Source organism: Sphingomonas sandaracina, assembly GCF_036663695.1.
Classification (GTDB): Bacteria; Pseudomonadota; Alphaproteobacteria; order Sphingomonadales; family Sphingomonadaceae; genus Sphingomonas.
The window spans coordinates 325,108-346,316 of the sequence record NZ_JAXOJK010000003.1 but is presented as its reverse complement, the minus strand read 5'-3'; the positions used below and the strand labels follow the sequence as shown (position 1 = coordinate 346,316).

At 65.8% G+C, this 21,209-nt stretch carries 24 protein-coding genes; 16 read left to right on the top strand and 8 right to left on the bottom strand.

What is annotated here, in order from left to right; genetic code table 11:
• Positions 1-34 precede the first annotated feature (34 nt).
• Positions 35-748, top strand: a complete 714-nt coding sequence (locus U1707_RS11090) for a GIN domain-containing protein (protein WP_332800128.1) — start codon at positions 35-37, stop codon at positions 746-748.
• 19 nt (positions 749-767) lie between these two features.
• Here U1707_RS11090 and U1707_RS11085 read toward each other — a convergent pair whose 3' ends face one another.
• Both U1707_RS11085 and mgtE read right to left on the bottom strand, forming a co-directional pair.
• Positions 768-1,184 (bottom strand): DUF1489 family protein, encoded by a 417-nt coding sequence (locus U1707_RS11085; protein ID WP_332800127.1) that lies wholly within the window; start codon positions 1,182-1,184, stop codon positions 768-770.
• A gap of 55 nt (positions 1,185-1,239) precedes the next feature.
• Entirely contained in the window at positions 1,240-2,649 is a 1,410-nt protein-coding gene (gene mgtE / locus U1707_RS11080; protein WP_332800126.1) for a magnesium transporter, read from the bottom strand.
• A 108-nt stretch (positions 2,650-2,757) separates the two neighbouring features.
• Between mgtE and U1707_RS11075 the strand changes: the two genes are divergently transcribed.
• Positions 2,758-3,213, top strand: a complete 456-nt coding sequence (locus tag U1707_RS11075) for a peptidylprolyl isomerase (RefSeq protein ID WP_332800125.1) — start codon at positions 2,758-2,760, stop codon at positions 3,211-3,213.
• Between the two features lie 236 nt (positions 3,214-3,449).
• Here the strand turns inward: U1707_RS11075 and U1707_RS11070 are convergent, their stop codons facing one another.
• The gene (locus U1707_RS11070) at positions 3,450-4,334 is read right to left on the bottom strand and encodes a LysR substrate-binding domain-containing protein (protein WP_332800124.1); all 885 of its coding nucleotides are present in this window, start codon (positions 4,332-4,334) and stop codon (positions 3,450-3,452) included.
• Between the two features lie 321 nt (positions 4,335-4,655).
• Between U1707_RS11070 and U1707_RS11065 the strand changes: the two genes are divergently transcribed.
• From U1707_RS11065 to U1707_RS11055, 3 genes are all read left to right on the top strand, one after another.
• Positions 4,656-6,929, top strand: coding sequence for a CDC48 family AAA ATPase (locus tag U1707_RS11065; protein WP_332800123.1), 2,274 nt, complete (start codon positions 4,656-4,658; stop codon positions 6,927-6,929).
• 154 nt (positions 6,930-7,083) lie between these two features.
• A complete protein-coding gene (locus tag U1707_RS11060; protein WP_332800122.1) occupies positions 7,084-7,548 on the top strand; it encodes a nuclear transport factor 2 family protein in 465 nt (154 codons plus the stop codon).
• A gap of 336 nt (positions 7,549-7,884) precedes the next feature.
• Positions 7,885-8,169 carry a hypothetical protein gene (locus U1707_RS11055; RefSeq protein WP_332800121.1) on the top strand — a complete coding sequence of 95 codons (285 nt, stop codon included), beginning with the start codon at positions 7,885-7,887 and terminating at the stop codon, positions 8,167-8,169.
• Positions 8,170-8,248: 79 nt separating this feature from the next.
• Here U1707_RS11055 and U1707_RS11050 read toward each other — a convergent pair whose 3' ends face one another.
• Complete coding sequence (locus tag U1707_RS11050; RefSeq protein ID WP_332800120.1) at positions 8,249-9,580, bottom strand: MFS transporter; 1,332 nt, start codon at positions 9,578-9,580, stop codon at positions 8,249-8,251.
• Positions 9,577-9,900 (bottom strand): antibiotic biosynthesis monooxygenase family protein, encoded by a 324-nt coding sequence (locus U1707_RS11045; protein ID WP_332800119.1) that lies wholly within the window; start codon positions 9,898-9,900, stop codon positions 9,577-9,579. Before U1707_RS11045 ends, U1707_RS11050 begins: the two co-directional genes overlap by 4 nt.
• A gap of 180 nt (positions 9,901-10,080) precedes the next feature.
• Between U1707_RS11045 and U1707_RS11040 the strand changes: the two genes are divergently transcribed.
• Complete coding sequence (locus tag U1707_RS11040) at positions 10,081-10,695, top strand: class I SAM-dependent methyltransferase (RefSeq protein WP_332800118.1); 615 nt, start codon at positions 10,081-10,083, stop codon at positions 10,693-10,695.
• A 267-nt stretch (positions 10,696-10,962) separates the two neighbouring features.
• Here the strand turns inward: U1707_RS11040 and U1707_RS11035 are convergent, their stop codons facing one another.
• A complete protein-coding gene (locus U1707_RS11035) occupies positions 10,963-12,123 on the bottom strand; it encodes a phospholipase D-like domain-containing protein (RefSeq protein ID WP_332800117.1) in 1,161 nt (386 codons plus the stop codon).
• A 129-nt stretch (positions 12,124-12,252) separates the two neighbouring features.
• Here U1707_RS11035 and rpoZ point away from each other — a divergent pair, with 129 nt between their 5' ends.
• On the top strand, positions 12,253-12,597 hold the full coding sequence (gene rpoZ / locus U1707_RS11030; protein ID WP_056053686.1) for a DNA-directed RNA polymerase subunit omega: 345 nt from the start codon (positions 12,253-12,255) through the stop codon (positions 12,595-12,597).
• Positions 12,598-12,936: 339 nt separating this feature from the next.
• Here the strand turns inward: rpoZ and U1707_RS11025 are convergent, their stop codons facing one another.
• Positions 12,937-13,875, bottom strand: coding sequence for a ribose-phosphate pyrophosphokinase (locus U1707_RS11025; protein ID WP_093398251.1), 939 nt, complete (start codon positions 13,873-13,875; stop codon positions 12,937-12,939).
• Positions 13,876-13,972: 97 nt separating this feature from the next.
• On the opposite strand from U1707_RS11025, the gene gltX reads away from it, so the two are divergent.
• The 9 genes from gltX to U1707_RS10980 all read left to right on the top strand — a co-directional run bounded on the left by gltX (position 13,973) and on the right by U1707_RS10980 (position 20,640).
• Entirely contained in the window at positions 13,973-15,298 is a 1,326-nt protein-coding gene (gene gltX, locus U1707_RS11020) for a glutamate--tRNA ligase (protein WP_332800116.1), read from the top strand.
• Positions 15,299-15,418: 120 nt separating this feature from the next.
• Positions 15,419-15,766: a hypothetical protein gene (locus U1707_RS11015; RefSeq protein ID WP_332800115.1), complete on the top strand. Its 348-nt coding sequence runs from the start codon at positions 15,419-15,421 to the stop codon at positions 15,764-15,766.
• Positions 15,767-15,789: 23 nt separating this feature from the next.
• Positions 15,790-16,749 carry a bifunctional diaminohydroxyphosphoribosylaminopyrimidine deaminase/5-amino-6-(5-phosphoribosylamino)uracil reductase RibD gene (ribD, locus tag U1707_RS11010; protein WP_332800114.1) on the top strand — a complete coding sequence of 320 codons (960 nt, stop codon included), beginning with the start codon at positions 15,790-15,792 and terminating at the stop codon, positions 16,747-16,749.
• Complete coding sequence (locus U1707_RS11005) at positions 16,749-17,390, top strand: riboflavin synthase (protein ID WP_332800113.1); 642 nt, start codon at positions 16,749-16,751, stop codon at positions 17,388-17,390. The genes ribD and U1707_RS11005 overlap by 1 nt, the downstream gene beginning before the upstream one ends.
• Positions 17,272-18,552, top strand: coding sequence for a 3,4-dihydroxy-2-butanone-4-phosphate synthase (gene ribB, locus U1707_RS11000; RefSeq protein ID WP_443025696.1), 1,281 nt, complete (start codon positions 17,272-17,274; stop codon positions 18,550-18,552). The genes U1707_RS11005 and ribB overlap by 119 nt, the downstream gene beginning before the upstream one ends.
• Positions 18,552-18,974, top strand: coding sequence for a 6,7-dimethyl-8-ribityllumazine synthase (gene ribH / locus U1707_RS10995; protein WP_332800112.1), 423 nt, complete (start codon positions 18,552-18,554; stop codon positions 18,972-18,974). The genes ribB and ribH overlap by 1 nt, the downstream gene beginning before the upstream one ends.
• Positions 18,975-18,983: 9 nt before the next feature.
• Positions 18,984-19,184 carry a DUF4169 family protein gene (locus U1707_RS10990; protein WP_332800111.1) on the top strand — a complete coding sequence of 67 codons (201 nt, stop codon included), beginning with the start codon at positions 18,984-18,986 and terminating at the stop codon, positions 19,182-19,184.
• Positions 19,185-19,400: 216 nt separating this feature from the next.
• Positions 19,401-20,216: a DUF1206 domain-containing protein gene (locus U1707_RS10985; RefSeq protein ID WP_332800110.1), complete on the top strand. Its 816-nt coding sequence runs from the start codon at positions 19,401-19,403 to the stop codon at positions 20,214-20,216.
• Positions 20,217-20,241: 25 nt separating this feature from the next.
• Positions 20,242-20,640, top strand: coding sequence for a hypothetical protein (locus U1707_RS10980; RefSeq protein ID WP_332800109.1), 399 nt, complete (start codon positions 20,242-20,244; stop codon positions 20,638-20,640).
• A 7-nt stretch (positions 20,641-20,647) separates the two neighbouring features.
• Here U1707_RS10980 and U1707_RS10975 read toward each other — a convergent pair whose 3' ends face one another.
• Complete coding sequence (locus U1707_RS10975) at positions 20,648-21,136, bottom strand: hypothetical protein (protein WP_332800108.1); 489 nt, start codon at positions 21,134-21,136, stop codon at positions 20,648-20,650.
• Between the last annotated feature and the right edge of the window lie 73 nt (positions 21,137-21,209).

Below are 21,209 nucleotides of genomic sequence, written 5' to 3'. Positions count from 1 at the left end.
GCACGGAAGCGGCGACGATAGCGACGTGAGATATATGGCCGCCCCGCTCGTCCTCCTGTGCTCGCCGGCGTTTGCCGCGCCAGCGCCGGTCGTGAGCCGAACGGTCTCGGTCGGCAGCTTCGATCGGCTCCGGGTCGAGGGGCCGTTCGAGGTGCGCGTGACGACCGGCTCGCCGCGCGCGACGATCACCGGCGATCCTCAGGCAGCCGAAGGCGTAGCCGTCCGCATCGACGGCACGACGATGTCGGTGCGCAAGGGCACCGGTGGCTGGGGCGAACAGCCACGTGGCGGGAGCGGGGCCAGCGGGCCGACCGTCGTGACGCTTTCGACGCCGGGTCTCGTCGCCGCAAGCGTCGCTGCCGGCGGGAGGCTGACGATCGCTGCGATGCGCGGGATGAAGGTCGACGTGACGGTCAGCGGCAATGGCAGCCTGGCGCTCGCAGCGGCGGACACCGATCAGTTGAACGCGACGATGATCGGCACGGGCCAGATGACGCTCGGCGGCCGCGCCGCCCGCGCGCGCCTGATCGCCAGCGGGCCGGGCGCGATCGATGCGACCGGGTTGGCGGTCAACGACCTGACCGTGCATCTCGACGGTGTCGGCGAGATCAAGGCGGCGGCGCGGTACACGGCACAGGTGACGAACAGCGGGCTTGGCAGCGTGACGATCACCGGCAACGCGAAATGCCGTGTCGATGCTGCTGCGGGTGGCCCGGTTACGTGTGGCAAGGCCGGCTCCCCACCCTGAACGCCGGTGAGCCGCGTCGCTAGATCAGGGCGAGCTCGGCCAGCTTGGTCATCAGTGCCGGCGGCATCACGTCCAACCCCGTCGCATCACCGCCCAGATCGAGCGGTGCGTCCGCTCCCTCAAGATATCGCCACCCCTGGTGCGCGCGCTTGGGGCGGGCCTGGACCAGTACCAGCTTCGGGTCGATGTGGATCGCAACGCGACCCTCTTCGGCCTCGCCGAATCCGAGAATGGGTGAGCGCGCGATCAGCTGGTGCTTCAGGATCCAGAACATCGAGCCCCCCTCACCAACGGGGCCCGCGACCTCCTCATGCCGCTTCGGCAGATAGCGCGTGGTGAGGAACACCGGCCCCTCCTCACCGCGCAGCCGGAGCCGCTCGGCGAGATGGTCGACGCTTTCCGCGCCGAACGCGACTTTAGTGAGGTGGAGCGGCATGGCGTTGGAAATGGGCGCTAATCGTCGCCAGTCAACCGGGCAGTCAACCGGCCGATCAACCGTGCAGCCCCCACAGACTCGCCAGCCCGAGGAACGAGAAGAACCCCATAGTGTCGGTCATCGTCGTCACGAACACCGCCGACGATACCGCCGGATCGATCCGGAACTTGTCGAGCGTCACCGGCACCAGCACGCCGCTGAGCCCTGCGACGATGTTGTTCGTCAGCATCGCCGCCGCGATCACGATCGACAGATTCTGGTTGTGAAAAATCACATACGTACCGAGCCCGATCAGCGCCCCCAGCATCACGCCGTTCGCCGCCGCGATCCGGAACTCGCGGCCGATCATACGCTTGGTATTAGAACTCGTCAGCTGGTTGGTCGCGAGCGCACGCACCACCACCGCCAGCGTCTGCGTTCCGGCATTGCCGCCCATTCCCGAGACGATCGGCATCAGCACCGCGAGCAGCGCGAAACTCGCGATCGTCCCCTGGAACAAGCCGACGACCGAAGACGCGACCATCGCGGTGCCAAGGTTGACCACCAGCCACGTGAACCGCGTCCGCACCGTCAGCCGGATCGGCTCGTTGATGTCGCCGTCACCTGCACCTGCGAGCCGCAGCGTATCCTCGCCCGCCTCTTCGGAGATGATGTGGACGATATCGTCGACCGTGATCATGCCGACCAGCCGTCCGCCATGATCGACCACCGCAGCCGAGATCAGCGCGTATTTCTGGAAGCGCAGCGCGACTTCCTCCTGGTCCATGTCGACCGGGATCAGCGTCTGCTCGCGCTTCATCACGTCGGCGATCGCGATCCCGCGCGGCGTGCGCAGCATCCACGAAAGCTGGCACGTGCCGATCGGCTTGTGCGCAGGGTCGACGACGAAGATCTCCCAGAAATCGGTGGTCAGCTCCTCGTGGCCGCGCAAATAATCGATCGCGTCGCCGACCGTCCAATGCTCGGGTACCGCGATCAGCTCGCGCTGCATCAGGCGACCGGCGGACTCCTCGGCATAGCTCAGCGCCTCTTCGATCGCCGCCCGGTCGTCCGGATCGAGCGCGCGCAGCACCGCACGCTGCTCGTCCTCGTCCATGTCCTCGATGATCGCGACCGCATCGTCGGTATCGAGCTCGGACGCGAGATCGGCGACCTGGTGCGGCTCGAGCGCGTCGATCAGGTCCTCGCGGACGTAATCGTTCATCTCGGCGAACACGTCTCCGCCCAGCAGGTCGGTGACCGCACGCGCCAGGGCCGCGCGATCCTCCTGAGGGGTAAGCTCGAACAGATCGGCGATGTCTGCGGGATGCAGCGGCTCGACCAGCGCACGCGCGCCCTCGTCGTCGCCATTCTCGACCGCATCGAGCACCGCGCGGACGAATTCCGGGCGCAGATGATCGTCGCGATCGAGTTGATTTTCGGGCTGGGTTTCGGTTTCGACCTCGGGAAGCTCGAGTTCGCTCATGGCTGCCTCCCTTAAAAGTGGTGCGGTTGGGCCCTAACGCGACGTGGCGACATTTGCCAGTCGGAGTGCGGCTCCCTATCTGCCGCGCATCAATTCAGGAGAACATGAATGGCTGATACCCCCGAAACGCTGACGCTCACCCTCGAAGGTGGCGACGTCACGATCAAGCTGCGTCCCGATCTCGCCCCCAAGCACGTCGAGCGGATCGTCGAGCTGGCCAATGACGGCTTCTACGACGGCGTCGTGTTCCACCGCGTGATCCCGGGCTTCATGGCGCAGGGCGGCGATCCCACCGGCACCGGCACGTCGGGTTCGGACAAGCCCAACCTGAAGGCGGAATTCTCGGCCGAGTCGCATGTCCGCGGCGTCTGCTCGATGGCGCGTACCAACCAGCCCGACACGGCGAACTCGCAGTTCTTCATCGTGTTCGACGACGCGCGCTTCCTCGACAAGCAGTACACCGTGTGGGGCCAGGTCACCGACGGCATGGACCTGGTCGACGCGCTGCCGAAGGGCGAGCCTCCGAAGGCGCCGGGCAAGATCATCAAGGCACGCGCGGCCTGAGCTGAAGCCTGTCTCCGGCGCAGCACAGCTGCGCCGGAGACAGGCTAAGCCGACCGGCGGAGCAGAGCTTCGTCCGACGGCGCGGCTTTGCCGCGACGCGCTTGAGTGGAGGGTGACGTAGTACCAACCACCTCCGTCAACTCGGACAAGTTCCGGGGTCCACCGTTCCGCATTCTCAAGACTATCGAATTTGTGGAACCGTGGATGCCGGAACAAGCCCGGCATGACGGACGTCTCTAGACTTCGGTCACCGTTCTGATCAGCCAATCGTGGAACAGCTTCACCGGCTTGGTCTGCAACGCCCGTGGGCGGCAGACGAACCAGTAGCTGTACGGGCTCTCCACTTCGATATCGAACAGCCGGACAAGTCGTGGATCGTTCGCGTCCTCGAAATGGCTCGCATGCATGAACGCGACGCCGAGGCCCTGCGCGGCGGCCTCCAGCATCAGCGCACCCGAATCGAAATGATCGATCGCCAGCGGTTCGATATCCTCGAGCCCCGCCGACGTGCGCCATGCGGTGAAGGTATCCGTCATGTCGCGGTGTACCAACGCGGTCAGCGTCGCGAGTTGTTCGGGCCGCGTGATCGGATCGGCGCGCTCGAGCAGGCTACGCGCGCCGATCACGTACACCGAATTGCGATCGAGCCGCCGCGCGTACAGCGACGGATCGATCTCGCGCGACAACGCGATCACCGCGTCCAACCCATCGCCGAGCCGCGTCACCAGATGTGCGGCGGTATCGATATCCAGATGCAGCTCGGGGTGCGCCACGCGCAGTTCGCCGAGCCGCGGAAACAGCTTCTGCGAGGCGTAGAGCGGCAGTATCCCCAATCGCAGGCGCACGACTTCGGTCGCGCTCGTCATCGATTCGACCGCATCCGACAGCGAGTCGAGCACCGGGGCGATCTGCGCGAGCAGGCGTTCACCGTCCGCGTTCAGCACCATCGCCTGGTGGCGCCTGGCGAACAGCGGCTTCGCGATGAACCGTTCGAGGCTCTGCACACGCCGGCTAAGCGCAGGCGCGGACAACGCCAGATCCTCGGCGGCGGCCTTGATCGAACCCAGTCGCGCGACCTGCACGAATGCCTCGATCGCCCCGAGTGGCGGCAGCCTGCGCATGATATCCCTATCTCGATCGTGACCATGACTGCCGGACGCATTCATGCGTACGATTGCAGTTAGCGCAATCGTAGCGGTTTCATTCGCACTTGCAACATGAACCGCCTCGACGCAAAAAGACCTCGCCTTTCAGGCATCCTCTCCTAAAAACTTTCACGGGCTGGCCTTCATTGGCCGGCCCTTTTTTTGTCTTGTCGACAGCCCTTTTATCGTCGCTGCGACGGCTGGTGGCAGCGAATTCGAGCCGGTGCGCCGGTTCAAGTCCTCGCAAGCCCGGAACCCATTCCCCATCTGACACGCTTCGAGTTCGAAGGAGTCGAGATGCCCGATAGCGAAACCCCGACGCGGAAAATTCAGGTCGCCAATGCGCGTCCCGAGGATAGTGGACGCGGTCTGGCGCATGTGCCGCGCGCGCTGATGGCGACGCTCGGCATCGGCGAAGGCGACGTGATCGAGATCCTCGGCAAGCAGAACACGCCCGCGCGTGCCGTCGGTCCGTATCCGGAGGACGAGGGTCTCGACATTCTGCGCCTCGATGGATTGCAGCGTGCCAATGCCGGCGTCGGCTCGGGCGATTACGTCGAGGTGCGGAAAGCCGAGTCGAAACCAGCGACCCGCGTCGTCTTCGCGCCCGCGCAGCAGAACCTTCGCCTCCAGGGCTCGACCAACGCGCTCAAGCGCACCTTCCTCGGTAGGCCGATCTGCCAGGGGGACATCGTCGCGACCGCAGGGCATCAGCGCGTCGGCGACATGCCGCCGGGCGTCCAGCAGTTCATGAACGCGCCGGCGTACGCGCTCCAGGAGATCCGCCTCGCGGTGATCGCCGCCAGCCCCAAGGGCGTGGTGCATATCGACGAAAATACCGAGATCGAACTGCGCTCAGAATATGAGGAGCCGCAGGCCGCGCGCCGCGCCGACGTCACCTATGACGATATCGGCGGCATGGCACAGACCATCGACCAGTTGCGCGAGATGGTCGAATTGCCGCTGCGCTACCCCGAATTGTTCCAGCGGCTGGGCGTCGATCCGCCCAAGGGCGTGTTGCTGCATGGTCCTCCCGGCACCGGCAAGACGCGGCTCGCGCGGGCCGTCGCCAATGAGTCCGACGCGCAATTCTTCCTGATCAACGGGCCCGAGATCATGGGCTCGGCCTATGGCGAGTCCGAATCGCGTCTGCGAGACGTGTTCGAGCAGGCCGCCAAGGCTGCGCCCTCGATCGTGTTCATCGACGAGATCGATTCGATCGCGCCGAAGCGTGGCCAGGTATCGGGCGAGGCAGAGAAGCGCCTCGTCGCGCAGTTGCTGACGTTGATGGACGGCATCGAATCGCGCGCCAACCTCGTCGTGATCGCCGCGACCAACCGTCCCGAGGCGATCGACGAGGCGCTGCGTCGTCCCGGCCGGTTCGACCGCGAGATCGTCGTTGGCGTGCCCGACGAGCGCGGCCGTCGAGAGATCCTCGGCATCCACACGCGTGGCATGCCGCTCGGCGACCGCGTCGATCTCGACGAGCTGTCGCGCACGACCTACGGCTTCGTTGGGGCCGATCTCGCCGCGCTGACCCGCGAGGCGGCGATCGAGGCCGTCCGCCGGATCATGCCTAAGCTCAACCTTGAGGAGCGGACGATCCCGCCCGAAGTGCTCGACGAATTGTCGGTCACGCGCGAGGATTTCCTGGGGGCGTTGAAGCGCGTCCAGCCATCGGCGATGCGCGAAGTCATGGTGCAGGCGCCGACCGTGCGCTGGGCCGACGTCGGCGGTCTCGACGATGCGCAGATGCGGCTGAAGGAGGGTGTCGAACTCCCGCTGAAGAACCCCGACGCGTTCCGCCGGCTCGGCATCCGGCCGGCCAAGGGCTTCCTGCTCTATGGTCCGCCCGGGACCGGCAAGACGCTGCTGGCGAAGGCGGTCGCGCGCGAGGCGGAGGCGAACTTCATCGCTACCAAATCGTCCGACCTGCTCAGCAAATGGTATGGCGAAAGCGAGCAGCAGATCGCTCGCCTGTTCCAGCGCGCACGCCAGGTCGCGCCGTGCGTGATCTTCATCGACGAACTCGACTCGCTGGTGCCGGCGCGCGGTAGCGGTGCAGGCGAGCCACAGGTGACGGAGCGGGTCGTCAACACGATCCTCGCCGAGATGGACGGGCTTGAGGAACTGCAGTCGGTGGTCGTGATCGGCGCGACCAATCGCCCGAACCTGATCGATCCGGCGCTGCTCCGCCCCGGTCGGTTCGACGAGCTCGTCTATGTCGGCGTTCCCGATAAAGCCGGCCGCCGCCGCATCCTCGGCATCCAGACCCAGAAGATGCCGCTCGCGTCCGACGTCGATCTCGACCGCCTCGCCGACCGCACCGATCGCTTCAGCGGTGCGGATCTGGAGGACGTCGTCCGTCGCGCGGGCCTGGTGGCATTGCGCAGGTCGATCGATTCGATCGACGTGACGATGGCCGACTTCGACGGCGCCCTGAAGGAGTCCCGCGCCAGCGTGACCCCGGAAACCGAACGCGAATACGAACAGATGGCTGCCCGCCTCAAGCAGGACGCGACGGCCATCCAGCCGCTCGGCTTTGCCTTCCCCAAGAAGACGGACGACTAAACCGCGTTCTGTGACGCATAGAAGGACGACTCCCACCCGGTTGCTGCCGGGTGGGAGTATCGAGGATGGCGCGACCGACGGGCATGCCGCCGGACCTTCGCGCTAGAACAGCCATGTTGTACCGTTCGGTACGAACCCGTCTACAGGTGCTGCCATGTCTCGACCCCCACTACCGCCGTTCACCCATGCGACCGCCTCGCAGAAGGCGCGCATGGCCGAAGATGCATGGAATAGTCGCGATCCCGCGAAGGTGGCGTTGGCCTATACGCCCGACAGCGTCTGGCGGAACCGTGATCAGTTCCTGACCGGCCGCGATGCGATCGTCGCCTTCCTGACGCGCAAATGGGCGAAGGAACTGGACTATCGCCTGATCAAGGAGGTCTGGGCGCATGACGGCAACAGGATCGCCGTGCGGTTTGCCTATGAGTGGCGCGACGATAGCGGTGCTTGGTTCCGATCCTACGGCAACGAGAATTGGGAGTTCGACGATGCCGGGCTGATGGCCCGCCGCATCGCCTCGATCAACGATCGCCCGATCGCGGAAAGCGATCGCAAGTTCCATTGGCCGCTCGGTCGTCGCCCAGACGATCACCCCTCGCTGAGCGACCTAGACCTCTGAGCGCGAGGCGAGTCCCACCCGATCGCGCTAGGTGATCGCCGCCCCTCTGTAATACTGGAGAGGAGCCTTTACGTATTCGCGATATGCATAGGCCAGCGATCGAACGACTATTCGCGCCCCGATCGCCGCGTGTTGACATTACCGGGAATGACCCCGATGTAATCTCCATGTACGCTCCCGCGACACATAAGCGTTTCCGCGACCACTCCGGGCAACTCGCCGCACGTGGTTAGCCCGGACTCGCGGCTATCGGCCGTTTGAGTTCGGGCTTTATTCGATCTGACCTTTGGGACGTGCTCTGCGCGCCCATGATCTCGAGTAAACGGAAACCACAGCATGTCAGACCCTGTTTCGAAGTCCGGCGATACCCCGTCGGTGAACCCAGACCTGCAAGATCACGCTAATTCGACGCAACCTTTCTTGCGGATGCAACCCAGGCATTTCTTTTCGAATAAATTCGACATGGACGTTGTCGAGGACTTTCGGACGGTGGAGGCGGATGACGACTCCGGCGAGCAGCCGACATGGCTGAACCGGATGCTTCAGATAAATCTGTTATTGATGATCCTGCTGATCGGGGTTCCGGTGCTTTTGTACTGCATCGCGGCCTCGGCAAAGTAGCGGAGCGGAACGCAACGGTTTGACGGGCTCAGGGACGCGCGCATCACAATGATGCGTGCATCCCAACCGGCCATTCGCATCATCCAGCCGAACCGTCTTGCGCGTCTTTCAGCGCTACCCAGGCATAGGCGATCATCACCACGCACGCCGCGCCCGCGACCAGATACGGGAGGGAATGCTGGGCCTCGTACAGCCCGACGCCGATCGACGGCCCCAGCACGAAGCTCGCGCCGTTGATGCTGGTCACCTTGCCGGCGACCGAGCCTTGCGCGTTCGCCCCGACCGCGAGCGACGACCCCGCCGTGAAGCCCGGTCGCGTGAAGCCGAAGCCGAGGCTCGCGAGCGCATAGGCCGTCGCGATCCCGTAGAGCGATGTCGCCAACCCGGTCAGCGCGGTCCCTGCCGCCGCCAGCACGAGGCCGGTCAGCACGAGTTGCCGAGGGCTCATGTTCAGGCGCGGGATGATTCCCCATTGCGCCAGCAGCGCCGCGCCCGCGCCCATCATCAGGACGATGCCGGTCGGCTCCAGCGCGAGTGCGGGGGCCAAATGGAGCCGGTCGATCACCAGGAAGCCGATCGCCTGCCCCGTCATCGCCTGCGCATGGCCCATCACCAGCCCGGCGATCATCCACGCGCGGATCCGGGGATCGGTGTAGCCGACATGCTCGACATGTGATCCGGTCGCAGCGGCGACCGAAGCGCCGGTCGGGGCGCCGCCGATCGACGGATACGCCGAACTCGCGCCGTGGGTTTCGTGCGGGGCGACTATGCGGTCGTCGGGCAGCATCCGCCGCACCGTGATCCACACCGCCACACCGAATATCGCGAACAAAAACGCAGGTCCGGCCAGCCCGATCTCGACACCGCCGATCGACCCCAGGATCAGATACGGTGCGATCGCCGGCCCCAATATGGTGCCCAGCCCAAACGCGGAGGCGAGCAACGTCAGCGCCTTGGTCCGTTCCTCGCGCGTCGTCTCGCCGGCGACGAGCGCCTGCACGGCGGGTGGCGCGGCGGCGCCGAACGTTCCGTAGATCAGCCGCCCGCCGATGAAGCACAGGAACGCCGCGGTGCCACCGATCCACGCGTTGATCCCCGCCATCAGGAATACCCCGCACAGGGTCAGCGACACGCTGAACCCGCCGACGCCGAGCAGGATCATCGCGCGCCGGCCGTGCCTGTCCGACCGGTTCGCCCAGAACGGCGCGGCGATCACCCACAGCAATGCGGAGACCGAGAACGCCGCCGCCACCGCGCTGTCGGCGACACCCAGTGACCGGCCGAGCGCGGGCAGCACCGACTGCAGTGCGGTATTGCCTGCCGCGATCGTCAGCATGACGAGGAACATCAACGCGAAGCGACGGTCGACCTTAGGGCCTTCGGTCGCCCCCCCAATCATCGGGCCGATCATGACCGCACCCAAGCATAGCCGCGCTCGACCCGCGCGACGGTCACCGAGTAGCTGTCGTACCACAGCGCTCGTCCACGCTCGCGAATCGCGGCGTGCTCGGGATGGTCGCGCCACGCGATCGCCGCCGCGTCGTCCTCCCAATAACTCACGGTGATCCCGGTGCCATTCTCGTCGCGCGTAGTGTCGACGCCGCGATAGCCGGATTGCTCGGCGGCCAGCGCATCCATGGCCGCTGCGGCTTCGCCATAGCCGACCGCGTCCGCGTCGTTACGGATCGACACGAAAACGACGGCTATCTGTCCTGTACGATCATCGGCCATCATTCATGCTTAGGCGATGCGATACGCTTGGCAAGGCAGTCAGAACCACTTGGCACAGCACGACTTCCGCTTCGGTTCGTCGCCGCATGCAACCCGGAGCCTTGAAACGCGTTCGGAATTCGTGCGACGGGAGGGCCAAAGCCTCGCCAGCGTGCGGGACCCCTGACCGTAAGGAACGCGATGCCCAGTTCGACCACCGCCGCCCGGCGTGCACGCAGCAGACCCGCTGGCGTGCCGTCCCCGTGGCAGATGTTCTTTTCAGGGTTCCTGAAACACCCGGTCATGGTCGGATCGATCGTGCCGTCGTCGGACAAGCTGATCCGCAAGATGCTCGGTCCGGTCGACTGGGCGAACTGCAAGCTGTTCGTCGAATACGGGCCTGGCGTCGGCACCTTCTGCCGCCCGATCCTCGACCGCATGGCGCCCGACGCCAAGCTGGTGGTGATCGATACCAACCCCGAGTTCATCCAATACCTGCGCCACACGATCACCGATCCGCGTTTCTTCGCCGTGCTGGGGTCGGCGGACGAAGTCGAGACGATCGTTGCGGATCACGGCTTCGAAAAAGCCGATTATGTCCTCTCGGGCCTGCCGTTTTCGACGCTGCCCCCCGGCGTCGGCCCGGCGATCGCGGCAGCTACGCATGCGGTGTTGCGCACCGGCGGCGCGTTCCTGGTCTATCAGTTCTCGCCCAAGGTGAAGGACTTCCTGACGCCGCATTTCGTGTCGATCGATCACGACATGGAGTGGTGGAACGTGCCCCCGGCGCAGTTGTATTGGGCGTGGAAGGACTGAAGCAGGCGCGGCAACGCCCGCGCCGATGCGCGGAGCGCAGCTTCAGGCCCGGCCGGCGGGTAGGCTAAAATAGCCGAACCCGTCCGACGGCGGCTTTGCCGTCGGCGCTGGTGCTACTCCAGTTCAGGCCAAACCTTCTCCGTCATCCTGACGAAAGTCAGGATCCAGGGTCACAAGCCGCTGCCCTTTACCATCCTGGATCCTGACTTTCGTCAGGATGACGGGACGGGAAGGTTCGATCCCCCAACTCACCCAAGCCCCCGCCCCCTACTCGTCGATCCCGAAGTTCAGCCCGCGCGACAGGCTCGGGTCCACCACTGCCACCACGAAATACGCACCAAGCTGCTTCAGCCGCTGCATCCAGCCGGTGTTCGCCTTGTACGAGACCTTCGTCACCTCGGTCGACTTCGCCACCTCGCCGTCGATATACGCCCGGACGTGCGTCGCAAACGCGACATCCTCGATCCGCAGCATGAGTTCGAGGTTGATGAACAGGCTGCGCATGTCGAAGTTCGCCGAACCGATATGCACCGCATTGTCGATCACATAGAGCTTCGTGTGCAGCTTGGTCGGCTGGTATTCGAACAGCCGCACGCCCTTGCGCAGCAGTCCGGCATAGGTGAACCGCGCGGCGGCGATAGTCGCGTTGTTGTCCGATTTGCTGGCGGTGACGATGCGGACGTCCGCCTGCCGTCGCCCGGCCTTGTCGAGCCGCCGCAGCAGCGCGGGGCTCGGCGTGAAATACCCGGCGATGATGTCTATCCGTCGCCCATGCCGCATGTCGTCGCGCACCGCGCGCGCCCAGGGCGACAGTTTCCGCATCGGCCCGCCGATCAGCCACCGCGTCGCACCCTTGGTCTCGCTCCAGTGCGACAGGGCCGCGTTCAGTCGGCGCAGCTTGCCCTTGGGCTCGTGGATCCAGTCCTTCAAAGCGTCGAAATACCCCGCAAGCCTGCCAGCCGCCGGCCCTTCGACGAGCAGGCCGAGATCGCGCCAGGCCTGCTCCGCGGCAGTGCCGAAATAATCGTCCTCGATGTTGAAGCCGCCGATGATGATCCGCGCTTCGTCGGCAAGCGCGAGCTTCTGGTGGTTGCGCAACAGGTAGCGGCGGCCGAATCTGGCGGAGAAGCGGCAAACCGATATGCCGACGGTTTCCAACGGCTCGAAAAAGGCCTGGGGGGCGTCGTCGCTGCCGAAGCCGTCGACGATCAGCGCGACCTCGACCCCGCGCTCGGCGGCGGCGATCAGCGCTGCATTCACCCGTTTGCCGGACTCGTCGTCGGCGTAGATGTAGTAGAGTATGCGCAACGTCCGCTCGGCACCATCGATCAGCGCAAGCACTGCGTCGAGGCGTCGCGGGCCTGTATCGAGCAGCGTCATCTGGTTGCCGTCGACGGCGAAAGTCGGCTGGTCTGCAGGATCGTCCATGCGACGCGTGATGGACAAGCGGGGTACGAGTGGCAACCCGCGGCGGGCTCGCGGCGGATTTCTTGACTTTGCAGGCCATCTCCCCTAGGCGACGCGTTCTCATTCTATCGTTGTTACGAAGGAAGCCGCATGGCGCGCGTTACCGTCGAGGATTGTGTCGACAAAATCCCAAACCGGTTCGACCTTGTGTTGTTCGCGGCCCAGCGTGCGCGCCAGATTTCGGGCGGCGCCGAACTGACGCTCGAGCGCGACCGCGACAAGAACCCGGTCGTCGCGCTGCGTGAGATCGCCGACGAGAACGTCAAGCCGGCGCATCTCAAGGAACAGGTCATCCAGGGCCTGCAAAAGGTTCGCGTCGATGACGACGACGAGGTCGATGCAGTCGGCAGCCTGTCGGCGTCGGCAGAGGCGCTTCGCCTGACCGCGGCAGCGCCGCCGCGGAACCAGAATCTGGGTGCCGACTACGAGGGCTGATCCGCTCTTCTGTCTGGTATTCGAAAAGACCCGCGGCACACCAAGTGCCGCGGGTCTTTTCGTATCTGCCGATGTGAGAAGGCGTAACGGCGACGACAAACCCATCCCGTCATCCTGACGAAAGTCAGGACCCAGAGCCACAGGCGCCATCGTTCGTAACCCTGGGTCCTGACTTTCGTCAGGATGACGGGCGGGGTTAATACGGCGGAGGTAGAGGTGGTGCCGGTTGGCGCGCCGTCGGCAAAGCCGCCGTCGGACGGTTCGGCCTTAGCCGACCGCCGGCCGTGCCGGGCGCCGCCCGCTATTGCGGGCATCGGCGCTAGCGCCTGCGCCCGTCAGTCAGTCAAACAGGCTCGACACACTCGTTTCGTCCGCAATCCGCTTGATCGCCTCGCCGAGAAGCGGTGCGATCTGCAGATGTCGGATCTTGCCGTGCGCGCCCTTGATGACCTCGTGATTCCCGATCGAATCGGTGATGACCAGTTCGCGCAGTTCCGAGCCCTCGACGCGCGCGACCGCACCGCCCGACAGCACGCCGTGCGTGACATAGGCGACGACATCCTCGGCCCCCGCTTCCTTCAACGCCGCCGCCGCGTTGCACAGCGTTCCCGCCGAATCGACGATATCGTCGACCAGGATGCAGAAGCGTCCCTCGACCTCGCCGATGATGTTCATCACCTCAGACTCGCCCGCGCGTTCGCGACGCTTGTCGACGATCGCGAGCGGGGCGTTGTCGAGGCGCTTGGCGAGCACGCGCGCCCGGACGACACCGCCGACGTCGGGCGACACCACCATCAGGTTCTTGCCCTTGAACCGCGCGAGGATGTCCGCCGACATCACCGGCGCCGCATAGAGATTGTCGGTCGGAATATCGAAGAAGCCCTGGATCTGGCCGGCGTGCAGGTCGACCGACAGCACGCGGTTCGCGCCCGCGACGGTGATCAGGTTGGCGACGAGCTTGGCGGAGATCGGCGTCCGCGGGCCCGGCTTCCGGTCCTGCCGTGCATAGCCCATGTACGGGATCACCGCAGTGATGCGCCGCGCCGACGCACGCTTGAGCGCGTCGATCATGATGAGCAGTTCCATGAGGTTGTCGTTGGCCGGATACCCGGTCGACTGGATCACGAACACGTCCTCGCCGCGGACGTTCTCGTTGATCTCCACGAAGACCTCCTCGTCCGCAAACCGCCGCACGCTGACGTCGGTCAGCGGGATCTCCAGATAGGCCGAGATTTCCTGCGCCAGCGGCAGGTTCGAATTGCCGGTCATCAGTTTCATGAAGCTATTTCCCGCTCGATAGTGCGCACCCCTTAGGCCCAGGTTCCGATTGGTGGAAGGGTTTGCCCGTCGGCGCGCGGCTACGTACAGCGGCTGCATGACCGTGATCACCCGTTTCGCCCCCTCCCCCACCGGCCGGCTGCACGTCGGCAACATCCGCACCGCGCTCCACAACTGGATGTTCGCGCGGGCCAATGGCGGCACGTTCGTGCTGCGGATCGACGATACCGATCCCGAACGCAGCGAAGAACGCTTCGTCGACGCGATCCGTGCCGATCTCGACTGGCTCGGCATGACGCCCGACGCAGAGGAGCGGCAGTCGGCGCGGTTCGCGCTGTACGAGGCGCGGTTCGCGGCACTGGTCGCGAGCGGCCACGTCTATCCGGCGTACGAGACGACGCAGGAGCTCGACCTGAAGCGCAAGATCCAGGCCGGGCGCGGCTTGCCGCCGATCTACGACCGCGCGGCGCTGGCGCTGGACGAGGACGCGCGGGCGAAGCTGGAGACGGACGGCGTGCAGCCGCACTGGCGGTTCAAGCTCGATCACGACTCGGCGATCGATTGGGACGATTTGATCCGCGGACCGCAGCATTTCGAGGCGAAGACGATGAGCGACCCGGTGATCCGGCGCGCGGACGGATCGTGGCTGTATATGCTGCCGTCGGCGATCGACGATGCCGAGATGGGCGTCACGCACGTGGTGCGCGGCGAGGATCATGTATCGAACACCGCGCTCCAGTTGCAGATGTTCACGGCACTCGGCGTGACACCGCCGCGGTTCGCGCACGAGGCGTTGCTGACAGGCGCGGAAGGCAAGCTGTCGAAGCGACTTGGCTCACTCGGCGTCGACCATTTTCGCGAGGTGGGGATCGAGCCTCAGGCGGTACGCGCGCTGCTAGCACGGATCGGGACGAGCGATCCGGTCGAACCGATCGCCGACGCCGCGCCGCTGATCGCGGGGTTCGACTTCGCACGGTTCGGGCGCGCGCCGGCACGGTTCGACGAGACTGAACTGGCGCAGTTGAACGCGCGGATCCTGCATGCGCTGCCGTTCGAAGAGGTGGCCGAGCGGTTGCCCGAGGGGATGGACATGGCCGCTTGGGAGGCGGTGCGCCCAAATTTGGTGACGTTGGCCGATGCGGCAGACTGGTGGGGCGTAATCGAGGGGCCCATAGCTGTCCCGGACGACGTCGAGGCGGACTATCTCGATCGGGCGCTGGCCGCGGCGGGGGCGATCGACTGGTCGAGCGATCCCTGGCACGCGCTGACCGCGCGACTGAAGGCCGAGACGGGGCGGAAGGGCAAAGCGCTGTTCCTGCCGTTGCGTCGCGCACTGACCGGACGTGATCATGGCCCGGACATGGCCGCGCTACTGCCGTTGATCGGTCGTGAGCGGGCATTGGAGCGGTTGGCGGCGCGCTGAGAGGCAGGTCGCGTGGAGCGGGCGAAACCCGGGGCGATGTCGCTGAGGTTTGCGCGCCAGAACCAAAGCTAGGTCTTGCGGGGCTGGCCTAGCCGGCTCCGCCCCCCTATCTTGCGCAACATGGGCTTTTTCAGTCGTTTCTCGCCGATCGTCGCCTATCGCGACCTGCGGCTTTTCTTCAGCCAGCGCCGGCCGTACGAGCTCGTGTTCCTCGTGGCCGCGCTCGGCGTCACCAGCTTCCTGATCTACGCGTTCATGAAGGACTCGTACGTCGAGAAGGAATACCGCCCGAAAATCATCTATGTCGAGCAATGGCCGGCGGATCGCACCGATGCGCAGATCATCGCGCAGCAGAAGATCGACGCGCCGATCAAGGCCAAGGCGCTTGCCGAGCAGAAGGCGCGCGAGGACGAGACGCGCGCGTCATTCAAGCGATTGGACGACAAGCTGAAGGCCATGGGGATCTGACCCAGGCTGCGGACGCACGCTGGATGGGCGTCGCACTGGCGCTTGCCGAGCGAAGCCGCGGACGGACCGCGCCCAATCCCAATGTCGGCTGCGTGATCGTCGGCAACGGCCGTGTCGTCGGACGCGGCTGGACGCAGGCGGGTGGACGTCCGCATGCCGAAGCGATGGCGTTGGCCCAGGCCGGGGCGAACGCGCGAGGGGCCATCGCCTACGTCACGCTCGAACCGTGTGCGCACCGGTCGCCGCGCGGACCGGCGTGCAGCGACCTCCTGATCGAAGCAGGCGTATCGCGAGTCGTCGCGAGCCTTCAAGATCCCGACGCACGAACCGCAGGCCAGGGGTTCGCCCGACTGGAGGCCGCGGGCATCGCCGTGACGCACGGCATTCGTTCGGACGAAGCCCGCCGTTCGATGGCCGGCTTCCTGACGCGGCAGGCGGTCGACCGCCCTCACGTTACCTTGAAACTCGCGACATCGCTCGACGGCTGCATCGGGATGGCGGACGGTTCGAGTCGCTGGATCACCGGTCCTCGAGCGCGCGCCCATGCGCATCTCGAGCGGAGTCGGCACGAGGCCATCCTCGTCGGTCGCGGCACGTATGACGCGGATGCACCGCGACTCGATGTGCGGTTGCCGGGCTTGGCCGCACGCGCACCGCAGCGCGTGCTTTTATCTTCGACGGTCCGGGACATGTCGGGCTGGACCGTGATCGCCGCGCCGCACGACATCGCCACGCTGTCGGGCGTCGACCACATCCTGGTCGAAGGCGGCGCGGCCGTAGCGTCGGCGTTCCTGGCGGCCGATCTCGTCGACCGCCTTCTCCTGTACCGCGCACCGATCCTGATCGGCGGCGGCACGCCTGCCCTGCGCGATATCGGCCTTGCCGACCTGGCCGAAGCGCATGGCCGGTGGGCGATCGTCGATGCGCGACAACTTGGCAGCGACCGGCTCGAGGTCTACGAGCGCGAACGAAACGAGGCATAATGTTTACCGGAATCGTCACCGACATCGGCACCGTCACTAGCGTGGAATCGCCCGGCGATACGCGCGTGATCGTGAGTACCGCTTACGACACCGCCAGCATCGACCTCGGTGCGTCGATCTCGTGCTCGGGTGTTTGCCTGACCGTCGTCGACAAATCGGCTGAAGAGGGCGGCGCGAACTGGTTCGCCGTCGATGTCTCGGGAGAGACGATCAGCCGCACCGCGAAGGATCAGTGGACCGAGGGACGCAAGTTCAATCTCGAACGCGCGATGAAGCTCGGCGATGAACTTGGCGGCCATATCGTCACCGGGCATGTCGACGGTCTCGGCACCGTCGTCGCCGTGGCGGAGGAAGGCGGCTCGCACCGCCTCACCATCCGCGCAGGCGAAGACATCGCGCCGTTCATCGCGCCCAAGGGTTCGGTCACGATCGACGGGGTCTCGCTTACCGTGAACAGCGTTCGCGACGTCGATGGCCCGGATGGGCAAAGGTCGGTCGAATTCGGCCTCAACATCATTCCGCATACCTGGGGCGTTACGACGCTCGGTACGATCCACGTGGAACAATCGGTCAATATCGAGATCGACGTTCTCGCCCGCTACCTCCAAAGAATGGAGCATTACCGTGCCTTTGCCCGCTGATCGTACCGCCGAACGGACTGGCGAACTCTCGCGCCTGAAGCACGGCTATCTGTCGACCCCCGAAGAGATCATCGACGAAGCGCGCAACGGCCGGATGTTCATCCTGGTCGACGACGAGGATCGCGAGAACGAAGGCGACCTCGTCATCCCCGCGCAAATGGCGACGCCGGAAAAGATCAACTTCATGGCGAAGTTCGGTCGCGGCCTGATCTGCCTCGCGCTGACCAGGGACCGCACCGAGGAACTCGGCCTCGAACTGATGAGCCGCAACAACGGCACGCGGCATGAGACCGCGTTCACCGTCTCGATCGAGGCGCTCGAAGGCGTGACGACCGGCATTTCCGCCGCCGACCGCGCGCGGACCATCGCGGTAGCGATCGACGCGACCAAGCAGAAGGCGGACATCGTCACCCCCGGCCACGTCTTCCCGCTGGTCGCGCGCGACGGTGGCGTGCTGATCCGTGCCGGCCACACCGAAGCGGCAGTCGACGTCGCGCGGCTTGCCGGCCTCAACCCCTCGGGCGTGATCTGCGAGATCATGAACGAGGATGGCACGATGGCGCGGATGGACGACCTCGTCACCTTCGCGCAGTTCCACAACGTCAAGATCGGCACGATCCGCGACCTGATCGCATACCGCCGCCGCTACGATCATCTCGTCGAGAAGCGTGCGGAAGCGAAGTTCACCTCCGAATGGGGCGGCGACTGGAGCGCGCTGACGTTCTGGAACAAGGCGACCGGCACCGAGCAGGTTGCGCTGGTCAAGGGCAGGATCGACCCCGCCAAGCCGACGCTCGTCCGCATGCACGCGCTGTCGCCGTTCGCCGACATCTTCGGCGAATCGGGCGATCGCGGGCGCATCCTCGCGCGTTCGATGCAGATGATCGCGGACGAGGGCGCCGGCGTGATCGTCGTCATCAACCGCCCGCGCGGCAACGCGTTCACCTCCGCGGTGATGAAGAAGGCCGGTGCGGAAATCACCCCGGACATGGAGGAATTGCGCGACTACGGCGTCGGCGCGATGATCCTGACCGAACTCGGCGTCCAGGACATGGTGCTGATCACCAACACGCATCACACGCTGGTCGGACTCGACGGCTATGGCCTGTCGATCGTCGGCGAGCGGCCGATCGCTTCCCTGAACGCAGAAAGCCCGAACTGATGGCCCATCTCCTCATCGTCGAAGCCCGGTTCTACGATCACCTGAACGACCTGCTGGTCGAGGGCGCGAAGGCTGCGATCGAAGCCGCCGGTCACACGCACGAGACGATCACCGTCCCCGGCGCGCTCGAAGTCCCCGGTGCGATCGCGCTGGCGGCCGAAAGCGAGACGTTCGACGCCTATGTCGCGCTCGGCGTGGTAATCCGCGGCGAGACCTATCATTTCGAGATCGTCGCCGGCGAGAGCGCCCGCGGGATCATGCAGCTGACGATGGACGGCCTGGCGATCGGCAACGGCATCCTGACGACCGAGAACGAGGCGCAGGCGTTGGCGCGGGCGCGTCCGACCGAGGGCGACAAGGGCGGCGGCGCGGCGAACGCGGCGCTGGCGATGCTGGCGCTGAAGGATCGCTTCCTCGCGTGAGCCACGCACGTGGGTGAGGTGATCAACCTGCGGCTCGTACGGAAGCAGCGGGCGCGCGCCGAGGCTTCGGTACGGGCGGACCAGAACCGGCGGCTGTTTGGCCGGACCGCGGCGGAGAAGGCGGTCGAGGCGACTTCCAAAGCTCGGATCGACAAGACGCTCGACGGCGCTCGGCTCGATATTCCCACGATCGACACACCTGGCAAATAGCCTCCCCCTGACCCTGCCCGTGGCGAGGACTTCGCGGGCCGTTCCCTCCCATCGAGGGACGACAAAGGCAAAGACGCAGGAGGATGCGGCAGAGGGTTTTGCCGGTCTGCAGGCGCCGCCGTCATAATAACCCGCATCGAGCAACGGCATGCCGTCCACCTCCCAGGAACGTCCAGCCTTCCGCACCGTTATGGCCTGCGTAACAGGGGGGCTGTCATGATTTCGGACGTGAATGCGACGTGGCTCGCCAAGCTCGGCTTTGCCGCGCGCGGCGTGGTATATATCCTGGTCGGGTGGTTCGCCGTCGACGCGGCACTACGCGGCGGCAAGATCGCCGACAACCAGGGCGCGATCGGCTCGATCGCGGACGAGGCGTTCGGCCCGGTCCTGCTGGCGATCGTCGCCGCCGGCCTGCTCGGCTATGCGATCTGGCGGCTGACAGAGGCGGCAGCGAACCCCGAGCAGATCGGCAGCGACGTCAAGGGCAGCTTCAAGCGGATCGGCCATGTCATCAGCGGGATCGCGCATCTGATCCTCGCCTGGACCGCCGCCAAGCTTGCCATGAAGACCGGATCGCGCGACGCCGCCGTCTCGCCAGGCGACGACAGCGCACGCGACTGGACCGCCTTGCTGCTCGACCAACCGGCCGGACGTGTGCTGGTCGGCGCGGTCGCGGTCGGCGTGCTGGTCGCTGCATTCCAGCAGGCGCAAAAGGCGTGGCGTGGCGATTTCATCCACGACCTGCGCGGTGATGCCCCCGCCCCCGGCTATGTCTGCACGATGGGTCGTATCGGCTATGGCGCGCGCGCGCTCGTCTTCCTGATCGTCGCCGGACTGTTCGCACTGGCCGCCTGGACAGCGCATGCCAGCGATGCCGGCGGCGTGGCCGAGGCGCTGCAGCGGTTGCAATCGCAACCGGGCGGCAAGTGGCTGCTCGTGCTTACCGGAATCGGCCTCGCGCTGTTCGGCGCGTACAGCCTGATCGAGGCGCGGTTCCGGCGGATTCACGTCGACTTGCCCGGTACGGATTGAACATCAGTGACAGCATATCGTTAAGATGCCGATGCTAGCGGACGGCGGCATGTACACGATCAGCTTCGACGCCCCGACCAAGACGCTCACTATCGTCACCGAAGGGTTCTGGTCGGTGGCGACGGCGGCGGCATTCTCCGCCGAGCTGCTCGCGCGCGGCGCGGCGGCGCGCCTGTATCACGGCCGGTTCGTCGTTCTGGCCGACCTGCGCAAGGCCGCGATCCAGCCAGTGAAGGTGATCGAGGCGCTCGAAGCGATGATGCCCAAGGCGCTGAAAATGACTTCCGCACCGATCGCCGCGGTCGTCGCGTCGCATTTGGCCAAGCTGCAGACCGAACGCTATCTGAAGGCCGACACCTGCCGGACTTTCCTCGATATCGACGCAGCAAAAGCCTGGCTAGCCGAGGATCGCGGGGCGAACTGAGCGACTGTCAGGTCTCGGCTGCCGTTTCGAGCAACGCCGCCTCGACCTCCTCGACGCTGATACCGAACGCCCCCGCCAGCGCAGCCAGCGACGCACCGCGATCCGCCAATGTCCGTATCCGCTGGGGGTCGACGATCGTCGTGTAGCTTCGCGTATCACGCTCTTTCTTCGTTTCCTCCCCGCTGCGAGCAAGTGCGCCCGAGCGGCGGCGTTTGGAGATTTTCAGCGCTTCGACGTCGTTGGTGGGCGGCGCGTTCAGGCGCGTCTCGTGCCGCGCGGTTTCCTCGATGCGACGAGATTCGCGCGCGCGTTCGCGTTCCTGCGACAAGGCGTCGCGTTGGGCGATCCGCGACTCGGATCGCTGTTCGGCTGCTGCCAAGCGTTCCTGCGCGCGGCGCTCGCGATCCTCCGCACGGCGGGCGGCGCGGTCGGAGGTATCGGACAGCGGCGTACCGGCCAGTCGGTCGCTTTTCGGCCAGCCCCAGCCGTCGGTCATGGATAATCCTGTCGTCACCGGTGCGCCATCAGCGGCGCGGAAGCGCGCTGCTAGGCGATGGCGTCACCGGTGA

Bases quoted from the DNA above. Each gene is read 5' to 3' on its own strand.
- U1707_RS11070 (WP_332800124.1), bottom strand. From the start codon at position 4,334: ATGCGCAGGCTGCCGCCACTCGGGGCGATCGAGGCATTCGTGCAGGTC.
- U1707_RS11060 (WP_332800122.1), top strand. From the start codon at position 7,084: ATGTCTCGACCCCCACTACCGCCGTTCACCCATGCGACCGCCTCGCAG.
- U1707_RS11085 (WP_332800127.1), bottom strand. From the start codon at position 1,184: ATGCCGCTCCACCTCACTAAAGTCGCGTTCGGCGCGGAAAGCGTCGAC.
- U1707_RS11075 (WP_332800125.1), top strand. From the start codon at position 2,758: ATGGCTGATACCCCCGAAACGCTGACGCTCACCCTCGAAGGTGGCGAC.
- U1707_RS11065 (WP_332800123.1), top strand. From the start codon at position 4,656: ATGCCCGATAGCGAAACCCCGACGCGGAAAATTCAGGTCGCCAATGCG.
- U1707_RS11015 (WP_332800115.1), top strand. From the start codon at position 15,419: ATGGGCTTTTTCAGTCGTTTCTCGCCGATCGTCGCCTATCGCGACCTG.
- ribD (WP_332800114.1), top strand. From the start codon at position 15,790: ATGGGCGTCGCACTGGCGCTTGCCGAGCGAAGCCGCGGACGGACCGCG.
- gltX (WP_332800116.1), top strand. From the start codon at position 13,973: ATGACCGTGATCACCCGTTTCGCCCCCTCCCCCACCGGCCGGCTGCAC.
- U1707_RS11040 (WP_332800118.1), top strand. From the start codon at position 10,081: ATGCCCAGTTCGACCACCGCCGCCCGGCGTGCACGCAGCAGACCCGCT.
- U1707_RS11005 (WP_332800113.1), top strand. From the start codon at position 16,749: ATGTTTACCGGAATCGTCACCGACATCGGCACCGTCACTAGCGTGGAA.
- U1707_RS11045 (WP_332800119.1), bottom strand. From the start codon at position 9,900: ATGGCCGATGATCGTACAGGACAGATAGCCGTCGTTTTCGTGTCGATC.
- U1707_RS10975 (WP_332800108.1), bottom strand. From the start codon at position 21,136: ATGACCGACGGCTGGGGCTGGCCGAAAAGCGACCGACTGGCCGGTACG.
- mgtE (WP_332800126.1), bottom strand. From the start codon at position 2,649: ATGAGCGAACTCGAGCTTCCCGAGGTCGAAACCGAAACCCAGCCCGAA.
- U1707_RS11025 (WP_093398251.1), bottom strand. From the start codon at position 13,875: ATGAAACTGATGACCGGCAATTCGAACCTGCCGCTGGCGCAGGAAATC.
- ribH (WP_332800112.1), top strand. From the start codon at position 18,552: ATGGCCCATCTCCTCATCGTCGAAGCCCGGTTCTACGATCACCTGAAC.
- U1707_RS10980 (WP_332800109.1), top strand. From the start codon at position 20,242: ATGCCGATGCTAGCGGACGGCGGCATGTACACGATCAGCTTCGACGCC.
- U1707_RS11035 (WP_332800117.1), bottom strand. From the start codon at position 12,123: ATGGACGATCCTGCAGACCAGCCGACTTTCGCCGTCGACGGCAACCAG.
- U1707_RS11050 (WP_332800120.1), bottom strand. From the start codon at position 9,580: ATGATCGGCCCGATGATTGGGGGGGCGACCGAAGGCCCTAAGGTCGAC.
- U1707_RS11055 (WP_332800121.1), top strand. From the start codon at position 7,885: ATGTCAGACCCTGTTTCGAAGTCCGGCGATACCCCGTCGGTGAACCCA.
- rpoZ (WP_056053686.1), top strand. From the start codon at position 12,253: ATGGCGCGCGTTACCGTCGAGGATTGTGTCGACAAAATCCCAAACCGG.
- U1707_RS10985 (WP_332800110.1), top strand. From the start codon at position 19,401: ATGATTTCGGACGTGAATGCGACGTGGCTCGCCAAGCTCGGCTTTGCC.
- U1707_RS11090 (WP_332800128.1), top strand. From the start codon at position 35: ATGGCCGCCCCGCTCGTCCTCCTGTGCTCGCCGGCGTTTGCCGCGCCA.